The sequence below is a fragment of the Nocardia arizonensis genome, from assembly GCF_001310275.1.
In the GTDB taxonomy this organism is placed as follows: domain Bacteria; phylum Actinomycetota; class Actinomycetes; order Mycobacteriales; family Mycobacteriaceae; genus Nocardia; species Nocardia arizonensis.
On the sequence record NZ_LGYZ01000012.1, the window covers coordinates 1 to 12,242 of the forward strand.

The following is a 12,242-nucleotide window of genomic DNA, read 5'->3' on the forward strand; positions in this document are numbered from 1 at the left end:
GAGACCCAGTTCGCGACCGTCTCGCGTCCGAGCGGTCGAGACAATGCGCCGCAGGCGCGAGTATCGGCCGTTCGGACGCGAGACCCAAGGGGCCGCGAACCCGCCGTGCCGGAGGCACGGCCATAGACCCAGCTCAGAGGGGTAGTAGGTGGTGTTTTCTCGGGTTGCGGGCCAGGGACTTGTCCCGTAGTAGGTGCAGCGCTCTGCGCAGTTCCAGGCGGGTTGTCGACGGCTCTATGACCGCGTCTATGTAGCCGCGTTCCGCCGCTACCCAGGGGGTCGCCATGGTCGCGTTGTAGAAATCGATCATTTGCCTGCGCATGGCCTCGCGCTGGTCTTCGGGGGCGGCGGCCAGTTGCTTTCCGCCGATGAGGCTCACGGCGCTTTCCGCGCCCATTACCGCGATCCTCGCGGTGGGCCAGGCCAGGTTGACATCCGCGCCGAGTTGCTTCGATCCCATGACGGCGTAGCCGCCTCCATAGGACTTCCTGATGACCACCGTGACCTTCGGCACCGTCGCCTCCAGGAACGAGAACAGGAAACGGCCGCCTCGTTTGATGACGCCGATCTTCTCTTGTTCGACGCCGGGGAGGAAGCCGGGGGTGTCGACCACGAATACCAGCGGGATCTCGAAGGCGTCGCAGAGGCGGACGAAATGGGCGGCCTTGTCCGATGCTCGTGCGTCCAGGGCGCCCGCGTAGACCAGGGGCTGGTTGGCGACCACGCCTACGCTGCGGCCGTCCACCCGGGCGAAGCCGGTGAGGATATTGCGTCCCGCGGATGCGCCGACTTCGTGGAAGTCGCCGTCGTCGAAGATGCGGAGCAGGACATCGTGCATGTCGTAGCCCGCGTTGTCCGAATCGGGGATGAGCGAGTTCAGTTCCAGATCGGAATCGGTGATCTCCGATTCGATGCCGGGGTTCACGATGGGGGGCAGTTCCTGGCAGCTGGTGGGCAGGTAGCCGAGGTAGGCGCGGACCCACTCGAAGGCCGCGATCTCGTCCTTGGCGACGTGGTGGATGTTGCCGTATTCGGCTTGACTCTGGGCGCCGCCCAACTCCTCGAGGCTCACGTCCTCGCCGGTGACCTCGCGGATCACCTTGGGGCCGGTGACGAACATGTATGCCTCTTCGGTCGCCACCACCACATCGGTGTTGATGGGGGCGTACACCGCGCCGCCCGCGCATTTGCCGAGGATCATCGAGATCTGCGGTACCAGACCGGACAGCGGTTCCTGCCGGGCGCCGAGTTCGGCGTACCAGGCCAGTGATGTCACCGCTTCCTGGACGCGCGCGCCGCCGGAATCGTTGATGCCGACGACGGGGCAGCCGACCTTGGCCGCGTATTCCATGATGTAGGCGACCTTGCGGCCGAACATCTCGCCGACCGAACCGCCGTACACGGTCTGATCGTGCGAGAACACCGCCACTGGCCGACCGTCGACCATGCCGTGTCCGGTGACCACGCCGTCGCCGTACAGCGCGGTGGGATCACCGGGTTTGCGCACCAGCGCGCCGATCTCCACGAAAGTGCCCGGGTCGAGCAACATGTTGATCCGGTCGCGGGCGCTGGGGATGCCCTTCTTGGCTCGTTTCGCCACTCCCGCTTCACCGGCCGGTTCCTGCGCCAGTTCGAGGCGCTTACGAAGATCGGCCAGTTTCTCGGCAGTACTGCTCACTTGGCTCCCTTCGCCTCGATGGCAACGAGCTTGGCGGTGAGATCGGCGCCGATCTTGCCGATGCGCGGCTCGTCGACGATCTGGAGGTGGTCGCCGGGGATGTGAACGACCTGGAGGTTGGGCAGGTACTCGTCCCAGCCGCCGTTGGGCTTGCGGTGAGCGAAACGCGGTTCCAACTCGATAGCGCCGTCGTGATAGCGATCAGCCAGGTAGAGCACGACGTCACCGTCGTAGCGAGTCGGCGAGACCTTCTGCAGTGCCCGGTTCTCGATCCACGAAGTGCGCTGGTGTTCGAGCACGCCACCGGGGATGTTGGCACCGCTGATCTTGACCAGGTCGCTGATCATCTGGAACTGCTTGTCGTCGTCGGCCAGCGCCAGTTCCTCCAGCTGCTCGGGCGGGAGTTCCCCCTGCACGCCGTAGGTCTTCTTCGCGAATTCCTGATAGCGCTGGATACGGCGCACGCGTTCGGCCGGGCTGTTGTCCTCCGGCTCGGTGGTGATCGCGAGGTCGATCAATCCCACGAGCTGGACATCCGCGCCTTCGGCGCGAAGCTGCTGCGCACACGCCATGGCAAGTACCGCACCGAGCGACCAGCCGTAGAGGACATACGGTCCATTGCCCTGGATCTTGCGCAGCTGTGGCAGATACTGCCGGGCGCGCTCCTCGATCTCACCGTCGGCGCGCTCGAAGCCGAACATCGGGGTGTCATTGGGCAGCCGCTTCAACAGTGGTTCGTAGACCAGGGTGTTGCCGCCCGCGGGATGGAAGACGAAAACCGGCACCGCGGTCGACCCGTCGACCCGCGGACGGAGGGTGCGGACGAATCCGTCCAGCTCCGCGCCGGTGTCCTGAAGGGTGCGGACGATATCGGAGAGCTGTTCGATCGTCTCGCAGTCGAGCACGTCGTCCGCGGTGACCTCCGCGCCGATACGCTCGGTCAGGCGTGCCGCGAGTTTCTCCGCGACATCCTCCTCGAGGATCGGCAGCGTGTTGAAGATGCCGCCCGCCGACTTGCCGGTGACAATGGCCCAGGTCGCGTAAGTCAGGCGTTCCGGCGCGTCACGCGGCGGGACATCCTCGTTATCACCGCTGCTCGACGGTGCGCCGAATCCGGCGAGCACCGCGTCCGCGGCACGTTCGGGTGTGGTGTCCTCGGTGTCGAGCGCGCGATCGAGCGCGGACTCGTTCGCCTCGACGGCGGCGGTCTGTGCCGCGGTGGCGGGGGCGGGTGTCGCGGTGCCGGGTACCGCACCGGCGATGCCCGCGCGTTCCTCGGCCTCGACCACGATGGCCTCCGCCTCGGCCTCCACCGAGGTGTTCTGCTCGCTCAGCGGCGAACCCGCTTGGGCGGCAACGGACTTGGCGGCGGCGGCCGGATCCTCGCCCGCCTCCAGTGCGGCGCGGGCGGCGGCCACGAAGCCGCCGTCGACGGCGATGTCCTCGCCGGCGGCCTGCCGTTCGGCGATGGCCTGCACCTCGTCGCGGTGTTCGATCGCGTAGCGCAGCACCTTGCCGACCTCGCTGAGGTTGGCGTCGCGCACCGCCTGGATCTGCAATTGCGGAATGTCGAATTCGTATTCGACGCGGTTCTTGATGCGCATGGCCATCAGGGAGTCGAGTCCGAGCTCCATGAGCGGAATCTCCATCGGGAGATCCTCGACCGCGTAGCCCATCGACTCCGCGACGATCAGCGCGAGCCGATCCTCGAGGGTCTGGGTGCCGTTGGGATCCCAGCGGTCGCCGAATCCGTCCGCGCCGACGACCTCGAGCGCGGCCGGTGCGGGCGCGGCGGCCTCGACCGGCTGCGCGACCGTCGAGGACGGCAGCGGTGCGCCCGAGGTGACGACGGCGTCGAACAACAGCGTGAACGCCTGATCGGAGCGCGCGTGCACCTGCACCGAGCCACCGCCGAGATGCGGGGTGAGCGTGGTGGTCAGGGTGCCGTCGACCGGTGCGGGCGCGTGCGCGACCGACGCGCCGAGCGCGACATCGGTGAGCACCTGCGCCGCGGCCGCGGTCGCCAGCGCGGGCAGGTCGGTGACCGAACCGGCCCGCACCTGCCAGACGTGTCGACCGTCGGGCAGTGCGACGTGCGCGCCGGGCATGCGGGCGTCGCCGCCGCTCGCGATGCGGGTCTTGGGCCAGAATTCCTTGCGCACGAAGGTGGTTCGCGGAATATCGGCGAATTCGCCCGCGGGCAGCAGCGACGGCAGGTCGACCTTGTGCCCGTGCACGTAGAGCTGGGCCAGCGCCGAGATCACGGCGGCGGACTCGTCTTCCTTGCGCTTGAGGGTCGGAATCAGCTGCGCGTCGTGCACACCCGCGGCGAAGGTGGTGCCGAGCACCTGCATGAGCGCGACAGAGTTCGGCGCGAGTTCGAGGAAAGTGGTGTGGCCGGTATCCACCGCGAGCTTCACCGCGTTGGTGAAGTACACCGCGTGGCGCAGATTCGTGACCCAGTAGTCCTCGTCGTGGATCGGATCGTGACCGGGGCGGAAGTACTGCTCCTTGCGCACGGTCGAGTACAGACCGGCGCGCAGCGGGGTCGGCTCGATGCCCGCCAGTTCGGCGGCGAGTTCGCCGAGCAGCGGGTCCATCTGCGAGGTGTGACCCGCGCCGCGGGTCGGGAGCACCCGGGCGAATTTGCCCGCCGCCTCCACCTGCGCGACGATCGCGGCGACCTGATCGCGCGGACCGCCGATCACGGTATTGGTGGGCGCGGCGAACACCGCCATCTCGACATCCGGGTACTCCGGCAGCAGTTTCTCGACATCGGCGACCCCGAGTTCGACCAGCGCCATATTGCGCACGTCGTCGTCGGAGATCATGGCCTCACCCTCGCCCATGAGACGCGAGCGCGCGCAGATCACCCGCACCGCGTCCTCGAGCGACAGGCCGCCGGAGATGTAGGCCCCCGCGACCTCGCCCATCGAATGGCCGACGACGGCCTCCGGTTCGGCGCCGTGCGCGCGCAGCAGCGCGGCCAATCCGATCTGGATGGTGAAGATGCCGACCTGCGAGGTGCCGACGTCGTAGTCCTGGGCGTCGTCGAGCATCATCTCCCGGATCGAGTACCCGGCCTCGTCCTGCACCAGCGCGTCGACCTCGTCGACGGTGCGGCGGAAGATCGAATTCTCGTGGTAGAGCTGCTTGCCCATCTTGCGGTGCTGCGCGCCGAAGCCGGACAGCACCCATATCGGGGCCTGCGCGGCGGGCGCGTCGGCGGTGAAGACACCCGTGCCGGGCTTGGCCGCCGCGATGGCGCGCAGACCGGCGACAGCCTCCTCGTGCGTGCGTGCGATCACGACACCGCGCGAACGCCAATGGCTGCGCCGCGCCAGCGAGCGGGCGACATCGGCCAGCGGCACATCGCGCCCGGTCGCGGATTCGAGCCAGTCGGCGAGTTCGCCCGCGGCGCGGCGGCGGCGCGATGGCAGGTAGCCGGATACGGCGAGGATCACCGGCAGCGGTTCCTCGCGGTCGGTGTTCCATTCCGGTTCGGCGGCAACGGGTTCCGCGGCGACCTCGGCGGCTGCGGTCTCGTCGGACCTGCCGTCGATCAACTCGACGCCACTCGCGGCGGTCGACTCAGCGCCGCTCGCGCCGGTCGACCCCGCGCCGCTCGACTCAGCACCGCTCGCGGGGACGTACTCCTGGAGCACGAGATGGGCATTGGTGCCGCCGAATCCGAAGCCGGAGATACCGACGGTCGCGACACCGCTGTAGCGCGGGAATTCGGTCGGCGACTCGACGACCTTCAGATTCGCCTGGTCGAACGGGATGTACGGATTCGGGCCCGCGAAGTTGAGGTTCGCGGGCAGCACGTTGTGCTGGAAGGCCATGAGCACCTTGGCCAAGCCCGCCACGCCCGCACCCGATTCGAGATGACCGAAGTTGGTCTTGGCCGAACCGAGCAGCGCGGGCTTGTCGGCGTCGCGTCCGCGGCCGATCACCCGGCCGAGCGCGTCGGCCTCGATGGGATCGCCGATCAGGGTGCCGGTGCCGTGCGCCTCGATGTAGTCCACGGTCGAGGGCTTGATGCCCGCGTCACGGTACGCGCGGCGCAACACGTCGGCCTGCGCGTCCGGATTCGGCGCCAACAGACCGTTGGAGCGGCCGTCGTTGTTCACCGCCGACCCCTTGATTACGCCCATGATCCGGTCGCCGTCGCGTTCGGCGTCGACCAGACGCTTGAGCACGACCAGACCGGCGCCCTCGGAACGCACCATGCCGTCGGCATCGGAGGAGAACGCCTTGATCCGCCCGTTCTTGGCGACCGCGCCGTTCTTCTCGAAACCGAGGGTCGCGACCGGGGCGAGGATCATGTTCACCCCGCCCGCCAGCGCCAGATCCGCGTCACCCTCGCGCAGCGCGCGCACGGCCTGGTGCACCGCGACGATGGTGGACGAGCACGCGGTGTCCACGGTCACCGAGGGACCGCGGAAGTCGAAGAAGTAGGAGACCCGGTTGGCGATGATGCCGCTCGACGCGCCGAGCAGCGCGTACGCCTCCGCCGAAACCGGGACACCGGGATCGCGCTCGCCGTTGAGGCCGAGCGCGGCGATCAACTGGAAATCGCTGGTGGAGGAGCCGACGAACATGCCGACCGGCTCGCCCCTCAGCTCACTGGCCGGAATCCTGGCGTGCTCCAACGCCTCCCAGGTGAGCTCCATCATGAGCCGCTGCTGCGGGTCCACCCGCTCGACCTCGACCGGCGACATGGCGAAGAATTCCGCGTCGAAACCCTTCACCACGTCCTGGTCCAGGTAGCCGCCGAGAGTGTTGCTCTCCTCGACCACCCGGGCCACCTCGGGATCGGCGGTGAACTCCGACCAGCGGCCCTCCGGCAGCTCGCGGATGGCGTCACCGCCGCCGATAAGGAACTCCCAGGTCGACTCCGGGGTGTTCCCGGCGCCCGGCAGGCGGGTGGCCAAACCGACGACGGCGATGTCGTGCGCCTCGTCCGCGGTGAGCGAGGTGTAGACGACGTCGTCGTCGCCCGCGTCGGGCGTCTCGGGTTCGCCGTTGACGATCCGCTCGGCCAGCGACGCGATGGTCGGATGCTGATAGACCACCGTCGCCGTGAGGACGACGCCGGTGAGCTCCTCGATATCGCCGCCGAGGGCGAGGGCATCCCGCGAGGCCAGGCCGAACTCCTCCATCGGCCGGTCGACGGTGATCTGCTCGATCGCCTGACCGGTCGCGTCGGCGACCCAACGCCGCAGCCACTCGCGTAACTCCGCCACCGAGATGTCGGTCGCCGGTTCGACGGGAGCGTTGTCGGTGGGTTCGGGCGTGCCCTCGTTGTCAGCCATCAATTCCTCAAGCTACCTGTCTGCGTACCGGGGGCGCCGCCAAACGACGCTCGGTTGTCTGGTCGAGGGATATCGAGCACTCACGAACGAACTACTCTTCGGGAGCATCGGGGAAAGCCTGCTGGGTGTAACCACCGCGCAGTGTTCCCTCGAGATATGCGGTCTTGCAGGCACGTCGCGCGATCTTGCCGCTCGAGGTCCGCGGGATCGAACCCGCGGGCACCAACAGCACATCGCGCACGGTCACGCCGTGGCGCTGCGAGACGGCCGCGCGCACCGCGTCCGCGATCGGCAGCGGATCGGCCTTACCGGCGCCCGGTCCGCGCTCGCCCACGATGACCAACTGTTCGGAGGCATCGTCGGAATCGAACTTCAGACCCGAGTGACTGCCCTGTTCGAAGACCTCGGCGGGCAACTGGTTCGCGGGCACCGAGAACGCGGCCACGAAGCCGGGCCGCAGCGCCGAACTGGCCTCCTGCGCCGAGAACTCCAGATCCTGCGGATAGTGATTGCGGCCGTCGACGATCACCAGGTCCTTCACCCGGCCCGTGATGTAGAGCTCGCCCTCGAAGTAGACGCCGTAGTCGCCGGTGCGCATCCAGTTCGCGTCCGGCGCGGTGCCCTCGGCGCGGCTGCCCTCGGCGACACGGTGACTGATCTTGTTGCGGAAGGTCTTGACCGTCTCTTCCTCGCGACCCCAGTACCCGATGCCCATATTGTTGCCGTGCAGCCAGATCTCACCGACCCGCCCGTCGGGCAGCTCATGGCCGCCATCGGATTCCACGGTCTCGGGATCGACGATCACGGCCCACTGCGACAGCGCGACATAACCGCACGACACCTGGGCGATCGAATTCTCCGTACCCTGGTCGACCTTCACCATCCGACCCGCGTTGAGTTCGTTGCGGTCGACGTAGACCACCTTGGCCTCGTCCTCGGCCTTGGTGGCCGAGACGAACAGCGTGGCCTCGGCCATGCCGTAGCACGGCTTGATCGCCGTCTTGGGCAGGCCGTACGGCGCGAACGCCTCGTTGAACTTCTTCATCGAGGAGGTGGTGACCGGCTCACTGCCGTTGATCAGGCCGATCACGTTCGACAGGTCCAGCGTCTCGCCGTTCTTCGGCAGACCGCGCGCGGCGGCGTGCTCGAAGGCGAAGTTCGGCGCCGCGGCGAAGGTGCCCGCGCCATCGGAAACCGCGGCCAACTCCTTGATCCAGCGGTACGGACGCCGCACGAAGGCGCTCGGCGACATGATCGTGATGTACTTGCCGCCCACCGCGGGCAGGATCACGGTGAGCAGGCCCATGTCGTGGAACAGCGGAAGCCACGTGACGCCGCGCGAATTCCAGTCCAGATTGATGGCCTCGACCATCTGGAGCAGGTTCGTGCCGACACCACGGTGGGTGATCTCCACGCCCGCGGGCACCCGGGTCGAGCCCGACGTGTATTGCAGATAGGCGATATCGTCGATCTTGATATCCGGGCGCACCCACGACTCGCCGACACTGTCGGGAATGGCGTCCACGGCGATGATGCGCGGACGCTGCGCTGCGGGCAGCGCGCGGAAGAACTGGCGCACGCCCGCCGCCGAGGTGCTCGCGGTGAGGATCGCCGAGGGCGTGCAGTCGCCGAGCACCGCGTGCAGCCGGTCGGTGTGGCCGGGTTCGTCGGGATCGAACAGCGGCACCGAGATGCAGCCCGCGTAGATCGCCGCGAAGAAGGAGATCACATAGTCCAAACCTTGCGGGGCCAGGACCGCGACCCGATCCCCCGGCTTCGTCACTTGTTGCAGTCGGGCGGCCACCGCGCGCAGCCGAACCCCGAACTCCCGCCACGTCAGCTCGTGCACCTCACCGTCGCGTTCCCGCGAGTAGTCGATGTACCGGTACGCCAGCGTGTTCGCGTCGTTCCTTGTGTGCTTCTCGACGTGATCAACCAGGGTGTGATCCTCGGGAATACGGATGTTCCCGGTTTCGTCCAGGTAGTCGTCGAAAGTCTCTTCCATTCCTTCTTCTCCTCCGAGGCACACGCAGCAGTACGGCGACATCGCCGCTGTTACCTGTGAGGCCCCGACTCGCTTTCGCCGCGGGTGCTCCAAAGTTGAGAGCCAACCTGCAGAATTTCGTGCGGTCTGCGCGGTGACCGCTATCGGCTAGATGTACTCAAACCAGAGTTATGTTACAGAGAAGGCCGGATCACTCGTCCCGCAGCATGGGGATAACCGGTGCGAAAGCGTCCATCTGGGTGGGGAAAACCCCGACATACGACATCGAGGTGAGTTGTCGCACACGCCGCAGCTGGTCGGCGATCTCCTCGAAGGTGCCGATCGCCACGTACGGCGACGCGAGAATGTCCTCCACCGAGAGCTTCACGTCGACCTCGAGATCCGGGTGCAGACCCCGGTCCAGCGCCGACAACGCCATCTCCGCGGTCTTCTCCCGGTCGTCGGTGATGACGATCGCGGTGATCGCCCAGTTCAGCTCGATCTCGGGGAACCGGTCGCCCGCCGCCTCCTTGATCAGCTCGACCTTCTCGATGGTCTTCTCCAAGGTGATACCGGACAGCAGTCCCTTACCGCCCTTGGTTGTCACCGGAACGACCGAAATGATGTCGGCGTGCTTGGCGGCCAACCGCAACATCTTCGGACCGCCGCCGCCGGTGCAGATCGGCGGTCGCGGACCCTGCCGCGGTCTCGGCGTGCCCTTGATGCCGTTGACCTGGTAGTACTTACCCTCGAACGTGCACTCCTGGCCGCGCAACAGCACGTCCAGAATCGTCAGCGCCTCGTCGAGTTTGGCCAGGCGCACACCCGGCGAATCGTAGGTCAGCCCCGCCGCGACGTACTCGTCCTGCTTCCAGCCCGCGCCGAGACCTACCTCGAGACGCCCCTTGGACAGCACATCGATGGTCGCCAGATCCTTGGCCAGCACCACCGGATGACGGAAACCGTTGGCCAACACCGAGGTACCCAAGCGAATACGCTCGGTGGCCTGGGTCAACGCACCCAACGCGGCGATCGGACCGATCTGATCACCCAGATGATCGGGAACCACGAACGTATCGAAACCGTACTCCTCGGCCTGCTGCGCGGTACGGATGAACTTGCGAGCACCCCCCTCCTGCTTGTTCCCCTCCCCCGCGGCGGCGAAACGGAACGGTCGAAGCGGAACTCCCTGCGCGCTGCGCTGCGGAGCCTCCCGCTCGGTCGACCCGGTATCCGCTGCGCTGCTGGCCGAAGCGGCCGGTGCGGCGGCTTGTGTCATGAACTCATGCTCCTGGCTTTCGATGTGCGATCCGCGATCATCAGCGCACTTTACAACGTGCAGACGAACCAAGGTACGGATGTCACGGCACCCGCTGTCCAACCACCGACCACCGCCGCCACCGGCTGTGAGAACTCATGAATGCGCCGGATGCGGCGCGGACTCGATCAGACCCGCCGCCCACGACGCCATCCAGGCGGTCGAAGTCGTACCGTTCTCGTCCACCACGAAGCCGCTGTACAGCGCGTGCACCGGATTGCCCGCCGCGCGCACCAAGCTCAACACACTGCTCACGAAATTCACCGGACTCATCGCCTGACGCGGCGAATCGCAGATCAGGTCACCCGGCGCGCAGATCGTGAACGTGCGATCCGCCAACGAACCGAAACCTCCCTGACGCGGACCCGTCATGGTGATCCCCGGCACCTTCACCCCGGTCAACGCGATCTCGGCACCGACACCGCCCGGCGCGGGACCGATCTGGATCGCCTCACCCCCACCCGAATCACCCGTCCGGCGGCCGTCGGCGATCAGCGCCACGCCAAGCACCCGTTCGGCCGCGACAGGCCCCTTGCCGTTGCCGATCATGTTCGCCACATCGCCCGCGATCACCGCGCCCTGCGAGAACCCCGCCAGCACGTAGGTGGTCAGCGGGCAATCCTTGGCACGCTGCGACATGAAATCGATCATCCGCTGCATGCCCTCGGACCTGCTGTTGTTGTACGACTGCTGACCATCCGGCGGAATCGCCACCGGATTGGAGAACTGCGCCACGTACGGAACCGTGTAAACGTCCACCCGGCTCGACGGGAACCGCTGCTGAATCGGACGCGACACGTTCAACATCAACGACGCCGGATTCGCGCTCGGACTGTACGGATCATCGACGCTGCTCGACTCCCACGTTCCCGGCACCGAGATCATCTGCACATCAGGACACCACGCGGGCTGCGAGGCCGGCGGCACCGGCGGCTTCGGCGGCTTGGGCGTCCGCCCGCACCCCGCCAGCATGTACCAGGCCGCCACCACGAGCACACCGACCAGCGCCAATCCGCCGAGCAGCGAAAGACAACCCGCGGGCCGAAACCGGCGGGAGGACACGGGACCGCGACGAGCACTCACTTGCAGTACGTCTGCTTCGCCGTATCGATATAGATCTTGCCCGCCTGCTCAACCGGCATCTTCGCCGGATCGAACGACGGATCCGAACCGGCCATCGCGTTCACGAACGTCGACAGATCCGCCTCCGACGCACCCGCCGATATGCCCTGGCACACATACGCTCCGATACTCAGCGCGATATCCGGGCTGGACGGAGTGATCCCCTGGGCCTTCAAAGCATCCAAGAACTTGCGGTCCTTGTCGGCCATGCCCGAGGTGTCCTGCGACGGCGCGGGCGCGGGCGCGGGACGTTCCTGAGTCTGCGACACCGCCTCCGACGGCTGCGGCGCAGGCGCGGAAGCCTGCGGCGACTCCACCGGACTCGACACCGCGGCGCTGCTCGACGCCGTGACAGCGGTAGTTGTGGTGCCGCTCATCGTCGGCGTACTCGACACGGTCGAATCATTGTCGCCACACGCGGCCAGCACGCCCGCGACGGAAACCGCCGCGACGACGCCGAGAACCTTGCCACAGGTCCGATGCATGAATTCGTATCCTCGATCTGCTCACAGGGACGCGGTCGCCCCCAGGGTAGCTGTATCTATGGCCGCGCCTCCGGCACGGCGGAGTTCGCGACCCCTCGAGTCTCGCGCCCGAGCGGCCGATACTCGCTCCTTCGTCGCATCGTCTCGACCACTCGGACGCGAGACGGCCGCGAACTGGGGCTGTATCTATGGCCGCGCCTCCGGCACGGCGGAGTTCGCGGCCCCTCGAGTCTCGCGTCCGAGCGGCCGATACTCGCTCCTTCGTCGCATCGTCTCGGCCACTCGGGCGCGAGACGGCCGCGAACTGGGGCTGTATCTATGGCCGCGCCTCCGGCAC

General features: G+C 67.2%; 6 protein-coding genes. All 6 read right to left on the minus strand.

Translation table 11 applies throughout. From position 1 onward, the window contains the following. Positions 1-133 precede the first annotated feature (133 nt). Positions 134-1,678: an acyl-CoA carboxylase subunit beta gene (locus tag APZ21_RS02415; RefSeq protein ID WP_054811551.1), complete on the minus strand. Its 1,545-nt coding sequence runs from the start codon at positions 1,676-1,678 to the stop codon at positions 134-136. Then, the gene (gene pks13, locus APZ21_RS02420; RefSeq protein ID WP_082392763.1) at positions 1,675-6,996 is read right to left on the minus strand and encodes a polyketide synthase Pks13; all 5,322 of its coding nucleotides are present in this window, start codon (positions 6,994-6,996) and stop codon (positions 1,675-1,677) included. The genes APZ21_RS02415 and pks13 overlap by 4 nt, the downstream gene beginning before the upstream one ends. A 91-nt stretch (positions 6,997-7,087) precedes the next feature. Further along, positions 7,088-9,001, minus strand: coding sequence for a long-chain-fatty-acid--AMP ligase FadD32 (gene fadD32, locus APZ21_RS02425; RefSeq protein WP_054811552.1), 1,914 nt, complete (start codon positions 8,999-9,001; stop codon positions 7,088-7,090). A gap of 190 nt (positions 9,002-9,191) precedes the next feature. Then, complete coding sequence (locus APZ21_RS02430) at positions 9,192-10,259, minus strand: LLM class F420-dependent oxidoreductase (RefSeq protein ID WP_239476456.1); 1,068 nt, start codon at positions 10,257-10,259, stop codon at positions 9,192-9,194. Between the two features lie 135 nt (positions 10,260-10,394). After that, a complete protein-coding gene (locus tag APZ21_RS02435; RefSeq protein WP_239476457.1) occupies positions 10,395-11,381 on the minus strand; it encodes a cutinase family protein in 987 nt (328 codons plus the stop codon). Next, positions 11,378-11,905, minus strand: coding sequence for a DUF732 domain-containing protein (locus APZ21_RS02440; protein ID WP_054811553.1), 528 nt, complete (start codon positions 11,903-11,905; stop codon positions 11,378-11,380). The genes APZ21_RS02435 and APZ21_RS02440 overlap by 4 nt, the downstream gene beginning before the upstream one ends. Positions 11,906-12,242 lie beyond the last annotated feature (337 nt).